Here is an 18,607-nt window from a genome sequence, read left to right on the forward strand (position 1 = left end):
TTACATGTCGCACGGAAAGATGGCGCAACGGTGCGTAGCGCGACTTCGACACCCGACGTGTCAAACACGTGTAAGCGTACGCCTCTTTACATGTCAACAATGGATAGCCTTGCTCTATAATTGGCAATTACTAAACGCTGTACCATGGAGCCCTCTGGTGAATGATGTTGATAACACGTTGACGACGCAGCTTTTCTCGCAAAAGAATGGCATCACAAGTGCCTTGCTCGGCCTGACGATCCTGTGGCATCCGGACACCGAACGCATCGGCGAGCAGTTCCTCGGCCCGGCCGAGGAAGGCGCGATCGAGGTGTGCCGCTATACGCCGCTGTTTTTCCGGCCCGGCCAGGATGGCATCGCGCTCGGCCACCGCGCCATTGCGCGCGCGCCGCTGACGGTACGCCGCAACGCCGACGACAGCGTCGACCTGGTCGCGCCCGACAGCCGCATGGCGCTCGAGGTCAACGGCGCGCTGCTGGCCGGCACGCGCCACTTTACACGCGACGACATCGGCGCCGGCGTGGTGCTGGGCCTGGGCGGCCAGGTACTGCTGTGCCTGCATTGGATGACGAGTTTCCCGCGCCCCAACCTGTTCCCCGGTTTGCTGGGCGTGAGCAGCGGCGCCATCGCCACGCGCGAGCTGATCCGACAGGTGGCGGGCACCGACCTGGCTGTGCTGCTGCTGGGCGAAACCGGCACCGGCAAGGATGTGGCGGCGCGCGCCATCCACCAGGCCAGCAAGCGCAGCGCCAATCCGCTGGTGGCCGTGAACATGGCGACCCTGAGCGAATCGCTGGCGGCGGCCGACCTGTTCGGCGCGGTCAAGGGCGCCTACACGGGCGCGCAGGCGCCGCGCCAGGGTTTGTTCGCCGAGGCCGACGGCGGCACCCTGTTCCTCGACGAATTGGGCGATACGCCGGCGTCGGTGCAGCCGATGCTGCTGCGGGTGCTGGAAACGGGCTGCTACCGCCCGCTCGGCGCCAGCGCCGATGCGCGCACCACGGCGCGCCTGATCGCCGCCACCGACCAGGACCTGGACGCGCGCGGCTTCAACCAGCCTTTGCTGCGCCGCATGGAAGCGTTCGTGATCCGGGTGCCGACCCTGCGCGAGCGGCGCGAGGATATCGGCCTGCTGCTGGCGCACATGCTCAAGGGCTGCGACTTGTCCGCGGCCGAGATTGCCGCGTTTCCGCCGGCGCTGGTGAGCGAGATGTGTAATTACGACTGGCCGGGCAATATCCGCCAGCTGGCGAATGTGGCGCGGCGCATGGTGATGGCGCTGCAGGCGGGCGAGCGCCCGGTGCTGTCGCAGTATGTGCATGCGCCGGCGGCGCCGCGTTCGGCCGGCGCCGGCTACGCCATGTCGGCCGAACAGCCGCGCAGCGCCAGCCTGAAAAACCCGGCCGATGCCGCGCCACGGCGCAAGCTGGCCGAGATCAGCAACGACGACCTGCTCGGCGCGCTGGAAGAACACGGCTGGCAGATCAGCGGCGCGGCCCAGCAGCTGGGTTTGTCACGGCCGTCCTTGTACAAGCTGATCGAAGCGCATCCGGCGATCCGGCCGGCGGCCCTGATCCCGCGCGAGGAACTCGACGCCGCCCTGCGCGCCCATGGCGGCGACCTGGCGCTGTGCGCCTCGCGCCTGAAAAACCCGAGCGAGGCGCTGCGCCGCCATTTGCGCGTGCTGGGACTCGATGCCAGCCCCGCGCAGGTCTGATCAGGCCGGCGCTACGCCGCCGCCCACTTCGCTTTCCGGCATGCACGCGACTTCGTCCGCCGCAGCGTCCGGATTGAGCGCCGCGATGGTTGGTGCGACCCCGCCGCCAACCTCGCTTTCCGGATCGAACACGAAGACGCGCTCGGTCGTCTCGCCGGAGGCGCGGGTGATGAGCACGGTGAGGACGAAGGAGACTTCCCAACGCCCGGTACAGGTGCCCACAGTCAGATGGTTATCCCATTTGAGCGCTTTTTTGTAATAGTGGGGATCATCGCTGTCGGCCTTGTCACGCGAGAACTGCTGCGCAGGGATCTGTACGCTGGCGCCTTTGATGCTGACATGCTCATTATCGATAAATGGCGATGGCGGCGCATATGTCGGCAGCATGCCCGGCGCAATCGAACGAATCTGAGGACGCGTGATCAGGGTGCAGTCGAGCACCTGGAACGACTCGAATTTCTCGTAACCGCCGGCGCGGATGCGTACATGCATCCGCTCGCCGATCGTGAAGTAGATGGAGCCGGCATAGCGGCCCTTGACGGGATTGCCGTTGCCGTCCTTACGGCTGAACTTCCATTCCAGGGTCTCGCCGATCTGGTTAATATCGAAGTTCGCTTCCAGTAGCATCGATGTCGGTTTTTTCATTTTTCGCCTTTGGTGGTGGATTGGATATAGCGGGAATCGCGCCGCAACGCGGTCAGGTCGGGCTCGGACCGGATCAGGCTGGCGGGATAACCGCGCTCTTGCGCGATCGTCAACTCAGCCAGGGCAGCGTCCCGGTCACCCATGATTTCGTGCGCCATGGCGGCGCGGAAGCGGACATCCGCATTGCCCGGGTCGGCCTTGAGCGCCCGGCGGGTGTACTCGATGGCGGCCTCGCGGTCTCCCAGACGCGCCGAATACAAGCCCATGCGGGACATCAGCACCGGTTTCGACCCAGAGCGCTCAAGCAGCGGTTTCAATAGATTCACGGCCTGGCGATATGCATTGTTCGACGCGGCGGTGCGTCCGGGTATCCAGCGCAGGGTATCGCCCAGGTTAGCCCAGCGCAAGTAGTCGTTGGGGTTGCCTTTTGTGCCAGAAACCGATTCCTCAAACGCTTGCGCGGCGCCAACATAATCACCGCGATTGAACAGGACGTGTCCGAGGTTGTTGTAGAGCCGGCCGCTCGGGCGAACCTGTAGCCCCTGCTGCAACACTTGCAGCGCTTCATCCGACCGGTTCTGGCGCAACAGCGCCGAACTCAGGTTGGCATAGGCGATCACCGCATCCGGCTCCAGGGCGATGCTGCGGCGAAAGGATTGCTCCGCCGCCGGATACTTGCCCTGGTTATGGTAAAGCGTCCCCAACAGGTCGACAAACAGATGGTCGCGCCCATACATGCGCAGCGCGTCAAGCAGCGTTTGCTCCGCCTCGGGATAGCGCCGCATGCGCGTCAGGGCATCGCCCTTGAGGATCAATCCGAAGCGGTTCATCGGATCGAGCCGCAACGCCTTGTCGGCAAAATCGAGCGCTTCCGCGTCGCGTTGCTGTCCCATCCGGACGACGCCCTGCGCCGCGTACGCCAGGGCCAGCTGGTCGTTCAGTTTCAGCGCAAGCTGGGCGCTGGCGTCGGCACGCTGCAGCCAGACATCGTCGCGCGTGTCCCCCGTGTGGCGAAACGCGTAAGCCAGCGACACGCCGGCCGCCGCGGCGGCATGATCGGGCTGGCGGTCGAGAATCGAAGTGAAGTGGCGAATCGCCAGATCGAGGTTTTCGTCGCGGTCGAAATTCTTCAGCGCCGCCAGTCCGCCCTGCATGGCCGCCGATTCGGAAAAGAAGGGCGTGTGCCGTTCGAACCACTCGGACGAGATCGCCACCTGCCTGGCGCCGATGGCGCAGGCCGCGACGGCGGCGGCGATCAGCGCGTAGCGGCGCGCCGGCGTTTTGAGCAGCAAGGCCGCCGCGCGGCTCCTGAGCGAGCGCACCGGCGGCGACGCAGGCAAGGCCGGCGGATCCGACGGCTCGCCGCCGAGCGCAGCGACGGCCGCGCTGACCGCCTGCATCGACCCGAGCCGCTCCGGCACATGGCGCGCCGTCATGGCGCGCACGAGCGCCACCACAGCGGGCGAGACATCCGGCGGAAACGGCCACACGTTGGACGAGGACTGGATATGGGCCGCCGCCAGCGCCAGCCCGCTCAGGTGCGAAAACGGGCGCGTGCCGGTCAGCAGTTCGTACATCACCACGCCGAGCGCGTACACATCGCTTTGCGCGCTGAGCGTGGAACCCATCATCAGCTCCGGCGCCAGGTAGGCGATGGTGCCTTCGGTCTGGTCGATCACCACCGATTCGGTCGCTTGCGGGTCGATCTTGCGCGCCAGGCCGAAGTCCATGATGCGCACCTTGCCGCCCGGTTCGAGCATCAGGTTGGCCGGCTTGATGTCGCCGTGAATGAGCTTGGCGTCATGCGCTTCGCGCATGGCCTCGGCCACCTGGCTGACGATGTCGAGCACCTGGGCTTGCGGCATCGGCCCGCGCTTGCCCGCTTCGCGCAGGGTGCAGCCGTCGACGAATTCCATGACGATCGATTGCTCGGCGGCGTCGCCCTCGATCGAGAAGATGCGCACGAAGCTCGGGTGGCGCAGGGACGCGGCGAGACGTGCCTCGTCGAGCAGGTTGTCTGGTCGCGTGGAAAGCAGTTGCGGCTTGAGCCGCTTGATGGCGATAATACGCTGGAGTTTGGAATCCCACGCTTCGTATACCTGCCCGAAGCCGCCCTCGCCCAACAATCGCTTCAGTTGATAATGACCGAGTTCCTGCTCTTCATGCTGCAAATTGCGCTCCACGTTATGTTAGTTGCAAAAACATTTCCGTAGTGTACCTGCACGAGGGAGTCAATGACAAAAAAGTTTCATGTCTTGTCATGAGTGTAACAAGGTGTAAGTAGCAGCGCCGGCATGCGCCGTTTGCCTATAGTGATCGGATCGGAATAAGGAGTCCCTTGCCATGAAAAACCTCTTGCTTATCGGAACGCTGGTCGCGCTGGGCGGCTGCGCCACCTACCCTTCGTCGCCAGGCTACGCCAACCGCGGCTATGCGCAGCCATCCGATCCCTCGCAATGGCGCGTGGTGTCGGTGACGCCGGTTGCGCCCGGTACCGGCGACAGGGTGGCGGCGGCCTCGCCCAACGGCTCGCGCGTCGAGTATTCCTCGCGTCCGGTCACGGTGACCCAGCCGGTCTACGTGCCGGCGCCGGTCTACGTGCAGCAGCCGGTGTATGTACCGGCGCCGGTGTACATCGAGGAACCGTTGTGGTATCCGCCAGTCTCGCTGAGCCTGGGGTTCGGCTTCGGCCGCTCGTGGGGCCGGCATGGATTCGGCAGCGCCCATGTGGGCACCGGCTGGGGCCACGGCTACGGACGGCGCGGCTGGCGCCATCGTTGATGGCCGCTTACAGGTAGCCCGTTTCGGCGGGCGGCTTGTCCCACTCGTCGTTGCGTCCATCCACGTAGCGGATCGGCACCCACGACAATTCCTCGTCGGTCACGCCGTCCAGGCAGGCCACGTTCACGCCGTAAAACTTGCCGAGCCGGGCCGACTGGCCGATGCCGAACGGGCGCACGCCGCAGTGGCGGCAAAACAGGTGGTGCTCGACCCGCCGCTGGAACTGGTAGTCGCCCAGCTCGGAGGCGCCGCACAGCAGGCGGAACGATTCCGGCTTCACGATGGCCGCCCACCAGCGGATCTTCTTACACAGAGAACAATTGCAGCGCAAGGTTTCCGCGCTCAAGTCGATATCGGCCTCGAAGCGCACCGCGCCGCAATGGCAACTTCCTTGATACGTTTTCATCGTCAGTTCACCGCCCCGCCAAGTCGCCTGGTGTTCATTTAAGTTTCAGTTAAGCATCCCGCATGAGTGTACCAGCAAGCGCCGCGATCGCGCCACCCGCTTGCGATGGACAAGCACCATGCCAGCTTGTATGCTTGCCAGCATGAACATCACCCAGCAGATCGCCCTGACCCTGAGCACGGTCGCCCAAGCCCATGCCGCCAACTGGCGCGCCTACGCGGCGCTGGCCGGCATGCTCCTGACCATCGGCGGCATGGTCGCGATGATGTGGTTCCTGTCCTCGCAACCGACCCTGGACCTGCGCGGCTGGCTGTGCGGCGGCGCCAGCCTGGCCGGCCTGGCCCTGTGGCGCGCGACGCTGCCGCGGGCGGTGCAGCAGGTGGAGCAGCGCCGGCTGCGCGGCGGCGGACGCTGACGCCATGTGCGGGGGCGCGCCGGCGGCTGCGGTAAAATCGCGCCTTGCTCCCCTCACCCAGCCCCACCCATCCATGCCAGCACCCCATCCTGTCCACGTTCGCGGCACCGTCCACTGATGCGCCTGCGTTCCCATTACCTCGTCCTGGCCCTCTCGATCGTCGTTCCGCTCGCCGTCTTCGGCGGCATCGCGCTGCACGTGCTGCAGGATACCCAGCACAGTTCCGCCATCGGCCGCATCGAACAGAGCGCCATCCTGACCGCGCGCGCCGTCGACGCCGATATTTACCGCGCCCAGTCGGTGCTCAAGGTGCTCGGCCGCTCGCACGCGCTGGCGCAGGGCGACCTGCAGCGCTTCTATGAAGAAGCGCGCGAAGCGAGCGCCGCGCCGGGCGGCTGGATTATCCTGTACGACACCGGCGGCCAGCAACTGCTCAACACGCGCCGCCAGTATGGCGTCGAGCTGCCGAAGCGCCCCGATCCCGAGCAGATCGGCACCATGCTGGCCTCGGGCCGGGGCCAGGTCACCGGCATCAAGTGGGGCGAGGTGCTGAAAAACCACTTCGTCATGGTGGAAGAGCCGATCCGGACCCCGTCCGGGCAGCGCTACGTGATCGGACAGGCGTTTTCGCCGGCGTTTTTTGCGCACTCGTTTACCGGCCGCGCCCTGCCGCCGGGCTGGCGCGTGGCGATCCTCGACAGCGCCGGCATCATCATCGCGCGCAGCGAGAACGCCGACAAATTCGTCGGCCGTTCGGTCCGCCCCGACACGCTGGCCGTCATCAACAAGACCCGCAGCGGCGTATTTACCCATCTGTCTGGCGACAACAGGGAAGTGGTGGACGCCTTCACCCGCTCCGAGCGCTCCAACTGGTCGATCGTGATCGGCGCGCCGGTCGACGAAATCAACGCGGCCGTCTGGCGCGGGGTGCCGTTCATGAGCGCCGGCCTGGTGATCGCCCTGGTGGCGGCGCTGGCGCTGGCCATGCTGGCCGGACGCCACCTGGTGCGCTTCGTGGCGCGCGCCTCGCAGGCGGCCGCCCTGCTCGGCCAGGGCGGCGAAGTGCGCGAACTGCCGCGCTCCGGCATCCACGAACTGGAACGGCTGAACATCGCGATCCGCGAAGCGAGCGACCGCCTGCAGGCCGAAATGCGCTCGCGCAGCGACGCCGAAAGCGAGCGCAATGCCCTGCTGGTGTCCGAAAAAACCGCGCGCGCCCGCGCCGAAGAGCAGAACGCGGCCAAGGACGAATTCCTGGCCATGCTCGGCCACGAACTGCGCAACCCGCTCAGCGCGGTGGCCAGCGCCGTGTCGATCCTCGACAACGCGCGCCAGGTCGACGACGCCATGGCCCAGCGCGCGCGCGACGTGCTGCGGCGCCAGACCGACCACCTGCGCAAGCTGGTCGACGACCTGCTCGAAGTCAATCGCGCCCTGATGGGCAAGCTGGAACTGCAAAAAGCGCCGGTCGACCTGGCCGAGGTGGTGCAGCGCTGCGTCGATACGCTCAAGGCCAGCGGGCGCACGGCGGCCTTCACGGTGCGCGTCGACAGCGTGCCGGCGACGGTCAACGCCGACCCGACCCGGCTGCTGCAAATCATCGACAACCTGCTCGACAACGCCATCAAGTACAGTCCGGGCGGCGGCGAGATCGCACTGACCGTGCGCCAGGTGGGCGACGCGGCGGAGTTTTCGGTGCGCGACTCGGGCCTGGGTATCGCGCCCGAGCTGCTGCCGCACGTGTTCGATATTTTCGTGCAGGGCAAGCAAAGCCTGCAACGCGCGCACGGCGGGCTGGGGATCGGCCTGTCGCTGGTGCGCCGCCTGGTCGAGCTGCACGGCGGCTTCGTGCGCATCGACAGCGAAGGCAGCGGCAAGGGCAGCACCGCCACCGTCACCCTGCCGCGCCTGGCCGGCCCCGCGCCCGCAGCCCCTGCGGCCGCAAGTGCCGCAGCCTCACGCCTGCGCCGCGTGCTGCTGGTGGAAGACAACCCGGATGCGCGCGAGATGATGTCGATGCTGCTGCAACTGCGTTCCTGCGACGTGGTCAGCGCCGCCAGCGGGCCGGAGGCGATCGCCAGCGCGCTGGCCGCGCAACCGGAACTGGCCTTCATCGATATCGGCCTGCCCGGCATGGATGGCTACGCGCTGGCGCGCGCGCTCAAGGCCGACGCCCGCACCGCCGCCATCGAACTCATTGCGCTGACCGGCTACGGCAGCGAGAAGGACCGCACCCAGGCGGTCGACGCCGGGTTTGCGCGCCACTTCACCAAGCCGATCAGGCTGGAAGACCTGGACCAGGCGCTGGCATGAGCGCCTGCAGGTCGAGCGCATTCGGCAGCGCGGCGCCGGACGCCGTGTTATCGAAGACCACCCAGACGTCGCGCCCCTGGCGCGCATGGATCGCCATGTCGCGCGCCAGCTGCGCGATGTAGTCCGGCGAATACGAGGAATAGTAGATGCGCGGCGCGCCGTGCAGGCGCACATAGATCGCCTGCGTGGTCGGCACGTGCGGCCCCTCCTGCCCCTTGGCCGGATCGGCGATCACGCGCGTGATGCCGCAGCGCCGCAGCAGCTCGGTCGCATCCTCGCCGAACCAGCTCGGATGGCGCGCTTCGCAGGCGACCATGCAGCCGAAGCGCTCGCTCACGCGCGCGAAAAAGTCGCCGGCGATGGCGCTGTCGAAGGCGGATGCGGAGGGCAGCTGCACCAGCAGGCAACCGAGTTTTTCGCCCAGCGCGCTTGCCTCGCCGGCGAACCGGTCGAGCAGCGGGTCGATGCCGGCCAGGCCCGCATCGTGCGTGATGGTGCGCGGCAGCTTGACCGCGAAGCGGAACGCCGGCGGCACGCTGGCGGCCCAGCGCGCGTAGGTCTTGGCCTGGTGCGGACGATAGAAGGACGAGTTGATTTCGACAGTGCCGAGCACGCGCGCATAGCGCTCCAGGTGGCTGCCTTCGGTATCGAAGGCGGCGGCCGCCTCGCGCGAGATGGCCCAGCCGGCGCAGCCGATGCGCAGCACGCCGGGCGCTTGAAGTGGTTCGGTTCTCATGGCGGGAAAGTGTAGCAGCCCGCGCGCGCGAGGCCGAACACGCTTGGACGGCGCCCGGTCTACAATGGCGTTTTACCAATCTGTCCGCAGGAGGATTCCATGACCGACCCCGTCCACATCGTCTGCCCGCATTGCGAAGCGGTCAACCGGCTGGCCCGCGAGCGCCTGAACGACACGCCGGTGTGCGGCAAGTGCGCCAAGGAGCTGTTCGTGGGCGCGCCGATCGACGTCAACACGGCGCGCTTCAACAAGCATATCGAACGCAACGACATTCCGGTGCTGGTCGACTTCTGGGCCGAATGGTGCGGGCCGTGCAAGATGATGGCGCCGGCCTATCTGCAGGCGGCCAGGCGGCTGGAGCCGCGCGTGCGCCTGCTCAAGGTCGATACCGAGCATCTGCAGGACCTGGCGGCGCGCTACAACATCCGCAGCATCCCCACGCTGGCGCTGTTTCGCAACGGCCGCGAAGTGGCGCGCCAGCCGGGCGCGATGGATGTCAACGGTATCGTGTCCTGGGTCGATGCGCTGATGCGGCACGCATGATATGCATGCAAAAGTTGCGGATCGGGCGCGGCGGGACTGCTACAATCGGGTCACATTGCTAAAGGAGCATGCAACATGACGCAAGACCTGACCTTGGAGCGGAATATGGAAGAACATAAAAACATGGCGCGCATTCTGTACATCGTGCATGCGCTGGCACTGGTTTTCTCGCTGGGCCTGCTGTCGATCATTCCGCTGATCGTCAACTACATCAAGCGCGGCGACGCCCAGGGCACCTTCGTCTACAGCCATCACAGCTGGATGATCCGCTCGTTCTGGTGGTATGTCTTCTGGATGGTGGTCGCCATCATTTTCCTGGTGGCGCTGGGCTGGCTGTTCGGCCTGGGCGTGTTCATCGCCTGGATCATCGGCGGCGTGGCGTGGATCTGGAAAGCGTATCGCCTGCTGAAAGGCTTCTTCGACCTGGAAAAAAACCAGGCGATGCCGGCTTAAGGCTATATACGGCCGTCCCGCGCCGGGCGCGGGAAGGCCGCCATCACAGCCGCGCCAGCCCCTGCGCCAGGTCGGCGATCAGGTCGTCGGCATCTTCCAGCCCGATATTGAAGCGCACCAGTATTCCCGCATCCTTCCACGCCTTGCGCATCGCCTGCATCCGGTACGGCATGACCAGGCTGTTCGCCCCGCCCCAGCTGTAACCGATCCCGAACAGCGCCAGGCTGTCGACGAAGCGGTCGGTCTGCGCCTCGCTGTAGCGCGCGTCGAACACCACCGAAAACAGGCCGCCCGCGCCGGTGAAGTCGCGCTTCCAGTGCGCGTGTCCCGGGCAGTCGGCAAAGGCCGGATGCAGCACCCGCGCTATTTCGGGACGGGCCTTGAGCCAGGCCGCCACCTTGCGCGCCGCCGCATCGTGCGCCTCGAAGCGCAGCTTCATGCTGCTCAAGCCGCGCAGCACCAGGTAGGCGTCGTCGGCGCTCACGCCCATGCCGAGCCGCATATGCGCCATCGCCAGGCGGTCGTTGAGCGCGCGCTCGCGCGTGATTACGGCGCCCATCAGCACGTCCGAACCGCCCGACTGGTACTTGGTCAGCGCCTGCATGACGATGTCGACCCCATGCTCGAAGCCGCGCAGCGCCAGCCCGGCCGACCAGGTGTTATCCAGCGCCACCAGTGCGCCGGCCGCATGCGCCGCGGCGCAGATAGCCGGCAGGTCGGGCACTTCCATCGACACCGAGCCGGGCGCCTCGGTCCAGACCAACCTGGTATTAGGCTGCATGAGTTGCGCGATGCCGGCCCCGATCAGGGGATCGTAATAGCGCGCGCTGACGCCGAAGTCCTGGCTCAGCCAGCGCCCCAGTTCGCGGTTCGGGTTGTAGACGTTATCGGGCAGCAGCACGTCGTCGCCGCTCTTGAGCAGCGCAAAGTCGACCATGGCGATGGCCGCCAGCCCGCTCGGCGCCAGCAGACAGAACTGGCCGTCTTCGATGGCGGCCAGGCGCGCTTCCAGGGTGAAGGTGGTGGGCGTGCCGTGCAGGCCGTAGGTATAGGCGTTCTTGTCTTTCCAGTCGCCCGAGCGCATGGCCGCGACGTCCTTGAACAGGACCGTCGAGGCATGATGGATCGGGGTGGGAAAGGCCGCGAAGCCGGCGGGCGGCTCGTAGGCGTTGTGGATCAGTTGCGTCTGGAGGGAGGTCGTCATCTGGCTGGCGGCTTTGCAGTGGCGGCGCGGCCGCTTGCTTCGGCCGTGCCAGCCGGGTTGGACTAGACCACCGATGCCCAGAGGTCGTGGGCGTCGGCGGCGGTGATGGTGACGTCGGCGAATTCGCCGACGCTGAGCTTCTTGCCCGGTACCAGCGAACGCTTGATGTGGACCACGCCGTCGATTTCGGGCGCGTCGGCCCACGAGCGGCCGATGGCTTCCTTGCCGCCGACTTCATCGACCAGCACGCGCATGGTCTTGCCGACCTTGGCCTGCAGGCGCTTGGCGGAGATTTCTTCCTGCAGCAGCATGACGCGGCCGCGCCGTTCTTCGCGCACTTCTTCCGGCACCGGATTGTCGAGCAGGTTGGCGGTGGCGCCTTCCACCGGCGAATACGCAAAGCAGCCGAGGCGGTCGATCTGGGCTTCCTTGAGGAAGTCCAGCAGGTATTCGAATTCGGCCTCGGTCTCGCCCGGGAAGCCGGCGATGAAGGTCGAGCGGATCGTCAGGTCCGGGTTCATGGCGCGCCATGCCTGGATGCGGTCGAGGTTTTTTTCGCCGCTGGCCGGGCGCTTCATGCGCTTGAGCACGTCCGGATGGGCGTGCTGCATCGGGATGTCGAGGTAAGGCAGGACCGAGCCGCCGCTCATCATCGGGATGACCTGGTCGACGTGCGGATACGGATAGACGTAGTGCAGGCGCACCCAGGCGCCGAACTGCGCGGCCAGCTGGCCCAGCGCTTCGACCAGTTGCGTCATGTGGGTCTTGACCGGGCGTCCGTTCCAGAAACCGGAGCGGAACTTGACGTCGACGCCGTAGGCGCTGGTGTCCTGGGAAATGACCAGCAGTTCCTTGACGCCGGCCTTGAACAGGTTTTCGGCTTCCAGCATCAGGTCGGCGATCGGGCGCGACACGAGGTCGCCGCGCATCGACGGGATGATGCAGAAGCTGCAACGGTGATTGCAGCCTTCGGAAATCTTGAGGTAAGCGTAATGTTTCGGGGTCAGCTTGATGCCTTGCGAGGGCACCAGGTCGAAGAACGGCTCGTGCGGCTTGGGCAGGTGCAGGTGGACCGAATCCATGACTTCGCCGAGGGCGTGGGGACCGGTCACGGCCAGCACTTTCGGGTGCACCTTCATGATGATGTCGTCGCCGGCGGCATCTTTCTTGGCGCCGAGGCAACCGGTGACGATGACCTTGCCGTTTTCGGCCAGCGCTTCGCCGATGGCGTCGAGCGATTCCTGCACGGCGGCGTCGATGAAGCCGCAGGTGTTGACGATGACCAGGTCCGCGCCTTCATAGGACTTTGCGGTATCGTAGCCTTCGGCGCGCAGCTGGGTCAGGATCTGTTCGGAGTCGACCAGCGCCTTGGGGCAACCGAGCGAGACAAAGCCGACTTTGGGAGCGGCGGCAGGAAGGGGGATACGGCGAAGTTCGGACATGATGGAGGCACAATAAGGCAGGGTAATCTGCGATTATACCTGTTTGGGAGGGGGAGTTGGTGGTTTGAACGTCCGCCAGCCTCCTGAAGGTCCAGCGCCCTCGGCGACGTCGTCCCCGAGGGCGCGCGGACGACGCCGCCGAGGGCGGCGGCAATCACGCCGGACTTACTTCTTCTCCACCGGCGGGAACGGAAACGCCGCGCCGAAAATACTCTTGCTCTGGCTCTGCATCTGCTCCTGCATCTGCACGAACAGGTTCTTGCTCTGGTCGATGTAGTTGTTCATCATCCCCTGCATCATCGGTCCCTGCACATTCATGAACTGGGTCCACATCTCCGGACTGAAAGGCTTGCCTTCGAAGGCGCCGGTCGAGCCGGTGGTGAACTTGTTCTGGATATCGGTGAACGCCTGGACATTCTTCTCCAGGTAAGACCCCATCATCCCCTGCATGGCATGGCCGTAGTAGCGAATAATCTGCGACAACACCCCGCTCGAAAACATCGGCGCGCCGTTCGCTTCTTCTTCCAGAATGATCTGCAGCAAGATGCTGCGGGTCAGGTCTTCGCTGGTCTTGGCATCGACCACGGTGAACTCATCGGCGTCGAGCACGAGCTGCTTGACGTCGGTCAGGGTGATGTACGAACTGGTCTGGGTATCGTACAGACGACGATTCGGGTACTTCTTGATCAGGCGTTCCGTACTTTTTTTTGCACTACTCATCTCAAGGTTCCACTTATTGCGCCGCAGCGCATGTTGACTGATCACGAAAAAAAAGCGGACCGGGGTCCGCTCCTGACAGGCCTGCTTTTTGCATTATAGAGTGGATATTCGCCAAAATACCACTTTACGCGGCCGTGTGCAGCAAATAGTGCGCCGCACCCAAACCGTAAGTACCGGGCAACGCCCGTTGCCCGGCCTCATTGCACGGCTCAGTCGGCCCGCACCTTCACGTAACGGCCCGGCGCCGGCTCGATCGGCTGGTAATCGGCATTCCCGGGTTTCTTGGGAGCACTGACGTCCTTGCCGCCGTTGGCAGCCAAAAACGCCGCCCATTCCGGCCACCAGCTGCCCGCATGCTCGGTGGCGCCGTCGAGCCATTGCCCGGCCGGCGCAATCGCCGCGCCCGCCGCGGCCTCTCCCTCGACCCTGGCCCTGGCTTTCCCCTTGCCCTTGGCCGGTGCCGCGACCGGCGCCGGATCGTTGGTCCAGTAGCTGCGCTTGTTTTTCGATGCCGGATTGATCACGCCGGCAATGTGCCCGGACGCGCCCAGCACGAAGCGGTTGGCGCCCGCCTTGCCCGGATTGAGCAGATGCATCGACGCATAGCTGGCCTTCCACGGCACGATATGGTCTTCGCGCGAGCCGTACACGAACACCGGCGCATCGATGGCGCCCAGGTCGACCCTGGAGCCGGCCACGGTCAGCTTGCCCGGCTGCTTGAGGCTGTTTTCCAGGTAGGTATTGCGCAAATACCAGCAAAACATCGGCCCCGGCAGGTTGGTGCTGTCCGAATTCCAGTACAACAAGTCGAACGGCGGCGGTTCCTTGCCCTTCAAATAGTTCGACTGCACGTAATTCCACACCAGGTCGTTCGGCCGCAGCGAGGAAAAGGTCGTCGCCAGGTCGCGTCCCGGCATCAGCCCGCCCTTGGCCAGCGCCTGTTCGCGCAGGGCCACCTGGGCCTCGTCGATGAACACTTCCAGCACGCCGGTGTCCTCGAAGTCGAGCAAGGTGGTCAGCAGGGTCAGGCTGGCGGCCGGCTGTTGGCCGCGCGCGGCCAGCACCGCCAGCGCCGTGCTCATGATGGTGCCGCCGACGCAGAAGCCGAAGGCGTTGACCTTGTCGGCGCCGGAAATGGCGCGCGTGACCTCGATCGCCTTGATCGCGCCGGTTTCCACGTAATCGTCCCAGGTCGTGCCGCCCAGCGAGGGATCCGGATTGCGCCACGAGACCAGGAACACGGTGTTGCCCTGCTCTACCGCGTAGCGCACGACCGAGTTTTCGGGCTGCAAATCGAGGATGTAGAACTTGTTGATGCAAGGCGGCATCATCAGCAGCGGCACCTCGCGCACGGTCGGCGTGGCCGGGCTGTACTGGATCAGCTGGAACAGATGGTTTTCGAACACCACCTGGCCCGGCGTGGTGGCCACGTTGCGGCCCACTTCGAAGGCCGACTCGTCGGACAGCGAAATGCGCCCTTTCTGCATATCGGACAACATGTTCGACAGGCCGCGGGTCAGGCTCTCGCCCTTGGTTTCGATGAGCTTTTGCTGCGCTTCCGGATTGGTCGCCAAGAAATTGGCCGGCGACATGGCGTCGACCATCTGCTGCACGGCGAAGCGGATCTTCTGGCGTTCGCGCGGGCCGGCCTCGACGGCATTGGCCATGGCGGTCAGGAATTCGGCGTTTAACAGGTATGATGCGGCACTGAAGGCGGACATCGGGTTGGACAGCCATTCCGGCGCGGCGAAACGGCGGTCGGCCAGCGCGGGGGTTTTACCAGAAAGAAATTCCTGCCACAATCCCGCTGCCTTTTGCAGATAGTCGTTGCGCAGCGTTTCCAGCGCCTGGGGCGGGATGGTGGCGCCGGCGTCCTTGAGCAGGCTGGCGACCGGGCTGGCGTCGAGGGCCGGGGCTTTGAACATCGCCTGCCAGGCGGACGGATCGGTCATTTGCGACATCCATGCGGAGGCCATCGCTTGCGGGTCGGGCATATTCATGTTTGCGTTCATTGTTTCAATCTTTTCCAAGGAAAGTTGTATGTGGCTTGTCGCTATTGCATGGATCTATGTGGTCGGACTGATGGCGCTGACCGAGCACAGTATTGTCGCAGGGATTATGACCTTTTTGGGCTACTGTGTGTTCCCTTTGTCAATAGTCTGGTACATCGCCGGGTCCAGGATGCGGCGCATGAAGATCGCACAGAAAGAAGAAATGGCGCGCCGCCTACGCGCGGGACGCCAGCCGGACGGTGTCGACGCCACCGGCGAGCGCGAGCACCTGCGCTCTTCGCGGGGCCGCCGCGACAACGACAACGACAATGACAATGACAGCGGCAGCGACGGCGGCGACAGCGGTGCTGGCGACGGCGGCGGCGGCGGCGACTGAGGCCGCGCCTTATTTAATCCAGATCAGGCTGGCCTGGCGGCCTGTGACATGGTCGCGGCGGTAGGAATAAAAGCGGCCGCGCTCGCTGGCAGTGCAGTAGGTCCCGCCGGAAACACGGTGCACGCCATCGCGTGCCAGCACGATGCGCGCCAGCAGATAGATATCGGCCAGATACTTGCCGGGATGGCCGGCCAGTCCGGCGAAGGCTTGCGTGATCGATGCCGCCTCGGCAGCATCGCGCGCGGCGCCGACAAAACTGTCCAGCACATCGCTGCCGACCTCGAACTGGCTCGGACCGATCGCCGGCCCCAGCCAGGCGGTGATCTCGCCGGCGCCGGATGCGCGCATGGACGCTACCGTTTCGCCCAGCACCCCGGCAGCCAGCCCGCGCCAGCCGGCGTGGGCCGCGCCCACCACCTTGCCATCGATGGAGGCGAACAGCACCGGCAGGCAATCGGCCGTCATGATCGCGCACACCACCCCGGGTGCGGCGGCAATGCTGGCGTCGCCCACCTGTACCGGCTGGCCTTGCTCCACGGTGGCGGCGTCGACCACCCCCACCCCGTGTACCTGGGAAATCCAGGCCGGCTCGCCCGGCAGCGCCTGGCGCAGGCGCGCGCGGTTCAGGCCGACCAGCACCGGATCGTCGCCGACATGGTTGCCCAGGTTCAAGCCACCGCCGCCGGCGCCATCGTCGTACGGCGCCGGACTGACGCCGCCGCTACGCGTGGTCGCCATGGCCCCGACCGTGGCCGGCAGGTCCGGCCAGTCGGGCGTGATGACATGCACGCCGCTCATCAGACCTGCTCGGGCTCGGGAATCCCGGCGCGGGCGATCAGTTCGGCAAAATCATCGGCCAGCGGCACGATCCACTCCATGTCCTCGCCGGTTTCCGGATGCACCAGCCCCAGGCGGCGCGCCTGCAGCGCCTGGCGCGGGAATACCGGCGTCAGGTGCTGCTTGCCGTACACGGCGTCGCCCACCAGCGCAAAGCCGATCGACAACATGTGCACGCGGATCTGGTGGGTACGGCCGGTCTCCAGCTGGCATTGAACCAGACTGACGGGACGACGGTCCAACATGCCGGTGGCGATGCGCTGGTAATGGGTAATGGCCGGCTTGGCCGAAAAATTGGTCGACACCGCCATCTTGACGCGGTCTTTCGGGTGGCGGCCCATCGAGGCATCGATGGTGCTGCTCAGTTGCGGCGTGCCCCACACCAGCGCAAAGTACTCGCGCTTGACGCTGCGCGCCTGCAGCTGGCGCACCAGGTCGGTTTGCGCCGCCAGGGTCTTGCCGATCACCATCAGCCCGCTGGTGTCCTTGTCGAGCCGGTGCACGATGCCGGCGCGCGGCACGCCGGCCAGTTGCGGGCAATGGTGCAGCAGGCCGTTGAGCAGGGTCCCGGCCCAGTTGCCGGCGCCCGGATGCACGACCAGTCCGGCCGGTTTGTTGATGACGATGATATGCTCGTCCTCGAAGACAATGTTCAGCGGCATCGCTTCCGGCGTGTAGGCCTCGTCTTCCGGCGCGCTTTGTGGCAGGATGACGACCGCTTCGTCGCCATAGGCCGTGTCTTTGCCGCGTGCGGGCTTGCCGTCGACCAGCACGTGGCCGGCGTCGAACCAGAGTTGCAGGCGGCTGCGCGAAAATTGCGGAACCAGGCCGGCGATGACCTTGTCCAAACGGTGACCGCAGGCTTCCGGGGTCAGCGCAAGGTGGATCGGAGAGAGGTCGATGCCGGGGGCGGCGGGGACGTCTTCGTCACCCGCTTCGTCGTCGAGGTCGATCTCCAGATCGGGGTCTAAGGGCAAATCCGCCGAATTCGGCGTTGGAGTTAATATCACAGCAGTCCCATCGGCTATAATCAGCCTTTCGTTGAATCTCAGTTAATACTCTCTTGCAAAAAGTTATGCAAAAAAAATTATCGCGTGTTGTTGCCAGTACAGTTGCTACTACTCTTCTGCTCGGTTTATCCGCTTGCAGCTTGTTGCCGGAAAAAACCGACGAGACCAAAAACTGGCCGGTGACGAAATTATACGCTGAGGCACGCGAAGAAATGGCGGGTGGTCACTACGAGGCGGCAATCAAGCTGTTCGAGCGCCTCGAAACCAACTACCCGTTCGGCAATTACGCAGCGCAGGCGCAGATGGAGATTGCCTACGCTTACTACAAGAGCCAGGACCAGGCGCAGGCGCTGGCGGCGGTGGAGCGCTTCATCAAGCTGCACCCGAACCATCCCAACGTCGACTATATGTACTACCTGCGCGGGCTGATCAACTTCAACGACCAGATCGGCTTCCTCAGTTTCGTGTACGAGCAGGACCCGACCGAGCGCGACCCGAAAGCGACGCGCGAAGCGTTCGCCGCCTTCAAGGCCCTGGTCGACAAGTTCCCCGACAGCATCTACGCAGCCGATTCGATCGCCCGCATGAAGTACCTGGTGAACGCGATGGCGCAGTACGAAGTGCACGTGGCCAACTACTACCACGACCGTGGCGCCTACCTGGCGTCGCTGAACCGGGCGATGGCGGCGGTGGCGGACTACCAGGACGCGCCGGCACGCGAAGAAGCGCTGTTCCTGATGATGCGCAACTACGACAAGCTCGGCATGCCGGAGCTGCGCGACGACACCAGGCGCATTTTCGTGCGCAACTACCCGAACAGCAAATACCTCGACCCGAATTCCGGTGAGCAAGCCTGGTGGAAATTCTGGGCCAAGTCGAGCCGTCCTGCCCGATAACAGCGCGTTGGCGAGGACCTGAAAGACCGGGGAAACCCGGTTTTTTGTTGCCCTACCCACCAGTTTGATGTCCACCCCGGTGCCAGGTCTGACAATCGGAC

The 18,607-nt window shown here is 65.3% G+C and carries 18 protein-coding genes; 8 read left to right on the forward strand and 10 right to left on the reverse strand.

Annotation, left to right across the window (positions count from 1 at the left end; translation table 11 throughout):
- Positions 1-178 precede the first annotated feature (178 nt).
- Entirely contained in the window at positions 179-1,717 is a 1,539-nt protein-coding gene (locus tag EJB06_RS30270) for a sigma 54-interacting transcriptional regulator (protein WP_164558078.1), read from the forward strand.
- Here the strand turns inward: EJB06_RS30270 and EJB06_RS30275 are convergent, their stop codons facing one another.
- Complete coding sequence (locus tag EJB06_RS30275) at positions 1,718-2,362, reverse strand: hypothetical protein (protein ID WP_126077747.1); 645 nt, start codon at positions 2,360-2,362, stop codon at positions 1,718-1,720.
- Positions 2,359-4,533 carry a serine/threonine-protein kinase gene (locus tag EJB06_RS30280; protein ID WP_164558079.1) on the reverse strand — a complete coding sequence of 725 codons (2,175 nt, stop codon included), beginning with the start codon at positions 4,531-4,533 and terminating at the stop codon, positions 2,359-2,361. The genes EJB06_RS30275 and EJB06_RS30280 overlap by 4 nt, the downstream gene beginning before the upstream one ends.
- Before the next feature lie 172 nt (positions 4,534-4,705).
- Between EJB06_RS30280 and EJB06_RS30285 the strand changes: the two genes are divergently transcribed.
- On the forward strand, positions 4,706-5,143 hold the full coding sequence (locus EJB06_RS30285; RefSeq protein WP_126077749.1) for a hypothetical protein: 438 nt from the start codon (positions 4,706-4,708) through the stop codon (positions 5,141-5,143).
- A gap of 7 nt (positions 5,144-5,150) precedes the next feature.
- Here EJB06_RS30285 and EJB06_RS30290 read toward each other — a convergent pair whose 3' ends face one another.
- Positions 5,151-5,549 carry a GFA family protein gene (locus EJB06_RS30290; RefSeq protein ID WP_126077750.1) on the reverse strand — a complete coding sequence of 133 codons (399 nt, stop codon included), beginning with the start codon at positions 5,547-5,549 and terminating at the stop codon, positions 5,151-5,153.
- A 118-nt stretch (positions 5,550-5,667) separates the two neighbouring features.
- On the opposite strand from EJB06_RS30290, the gene EJB06_RS30295 reads away from it, so the two are divergent.
- Together EJB06_RS30295 and EJB06_RS30300 are read left to right on the forward strand one after the other, a co-directional pair.
- Positions 5,668-5,964 carry a hypothetical protein gene (locus EJB06_RS30295; protein ID WP_126077751.1) on the forward strand — a complete coding sequence of 99 codons (297 nt, stop codon included), beginning with the start codon at positions 5,668-5,670 and terminating at the stop codon, positions 5,962-5,964.
- A gap of 117 nt (positions 5,965-6,081) precedes the next feature.
- Positions 6,082-8,277 carry an ATP-binding protein gene (locus tag EJB06_RS30300; RefSeq protein ID WP_126077752.1) on the forward strand — a complete coding sequence of 732 codons (2,196 nt, stop codon included), beginning with the start codon at positions 6,082-6,084 and terminating at the stop codon, positions 8,275-8,277.
- Here the strand turns inward: EJB06_RS30300 and EJB06_RS30305 are convergent.
- Entirely contained in the window at positions 8,243-9,013 is a 771-nt protein-coding gene (locus EJB06_RS30305; protein WP_126077753.1) for a DUF72 domain-containing protein, read from the reverse strand. The genes EJB06_RS30300 and EJB06_RS30305 overlap by 35 nt on opposite strands.
- A gap of 99 nt (positions 9,014-9,112) precedes the next feature.
- Between EJB06_RS30305 and trxC the strand changes: the two genes are divergently transcribed.
- Positions 9,113-9,556 carry a thioredoxin TrxC gene (trxC, locus tag EJB06_RS30310; protein WP_126077754.1) on the forward strand — a complete coding sequence of 148 codons (444 nt, stop codon included), beginning with the start codon at positions 9,113-9,115 and terminating at the stop codon, positions 9,554-9,556.
- Positions 9,557-9,631: 75 nt separating this feature from the next.
- On the forward strand, positions 9,632-10,009 hold the full coding sequence (locus EJB06_RS30315; protein WP_126077755.1) for a DUF4870 family protein: 378 nt from the start codon (positions 9,632-9,634) through the stop codon (positions 10,007-10,009).
- Positions 10,010-10,052: 43 nt separating this feature from the next.
- Here EJB06_RS30315 and EJB06_RS30320 read toward each other — a convergent pair whose 3' ends face one another.
- From EJB06_RS30320 to phaC, 4 genes are all read right to left on the reverse strand, one after another.
- Positions 10,053-11,213, reverse strand: coding sequence for a cystathionine beta-lyase (locus EJB06_RS30320; protein ID WP_126077756.1), 1,161 nt, complete (start codon positions 11,211-11,213; stop codon positions 10,053-10,055).
- A gap of 62 nt (positions 11,214-11,275) precedes the next feature.
- Positions 11,276-12,655: a 30S ribosomal protein S12 methylthiotransferase RimO gene (rimO, locus tag EJB06_RS30325; RefSeq protein ID WP_126077757.1), complete on the reverse strand. Its 1,380-nt coding sequence runs from the start codon at positions 12,653-12,655 to the stop codon at positions 11,276-11,278.
- Positions 12,656-12,820: 165 nt separating this feature from the next.
- Positions 12,821-13,375, reverse strand: a complete 555-nt coding sequence (gene phaR, locus EJB06_RS30330; RefSeq protein ID WP_126077758.1) for a polyhydroxyalkanoate synthesis repressor PhaR — start codon at positions 13,373-13,375, stop codon at positions 12,821-12,823.
- A 209-nt stretch (positions 13,376-13,584) separates the two neighbouring features.
- A complete protein-coding gene (phaC, locus tag EJB06_RS30335) occupies positions 13,585-15,375 on the reverse strand; it encodes a class I poly(R)-hydroxyalkanoic acid synthase (protein ID WP_126077759.1) in 1,791 nt (596 codons plus the stop codon).
- On the opposite strand from phaC, the gene EJB06_RS30340 reads away from it, so the two are divergent.
- On the forward strand, positions 15,374-15,763 hold the full coding sequence (locus tag EJB06_RS30340; RefSeq protein ID WP_126077760.1) for a hypothetical protein: 390 nt from the start codon (positions 15,374-15,376) through the stop codon (positions 15,761-15,763). The genes phaC and EJB06_RS30340 overlap by 2 nt on opposite strands.
- A gap of 9 nt (positions 15,764-15,772) precedes the next feature.
- Here EJB06_RS30340 and pgeF read toward each other — a convergent pair whose 3' ends face one another.
- The gene (gene pgeF, locus EJB06_RS30345; protein WP_126077761.1) at positions 15,773-16,561 is read right to left on the reverse strand and encodes a peptidoglycan editing factor PgeF; all 789 of its coding nucleotides are present in this window, start codon (positions 16,559-16,561) and stop codon (positions 15,773-15,775) included.
- Positions 16,561-17,577, reverse strand: coding sequence for an RluA family pseudouridine synthase (locus tag EJB06_RS30350; protein ID WP_370660165.1), 1,017 nt, complete (start codon positions 17,575-17,577; stop codon positions 16,561-16,563). Before EJB06_RS30350 ends, pgeF begins: the two co-directional genes overlap by 1 nt.
- 98 nt (positions 17,578-17,675) lie before the next feature.
- Between EJB06_RS30350 and EJB06_RS30355 the strand changes: the two genes are divergently transcribed.
- Entirely contained in the window at positions 17,676-18,506 is an 831-nt protein-coding gene (locus EJB06_RS30355) for an outer membrane protein assembly factor BamD (RefSeq protein WP_126077763.1), read from the forward strand.
- Positions 18,507-18,607: the final 101 nt, after the last annotated feature.

It is taken from the genome of Massilia atriviolacea (assembly GCF_003953935.1).
GTDB classification, from domain to species: domain Bacteria; phylum Pseudomonadota; class Gammaproteobacteria; order Burkholderiales; family Burkholderiaceae_D; genus Telluria_A; species Telluria_A atriviolacea.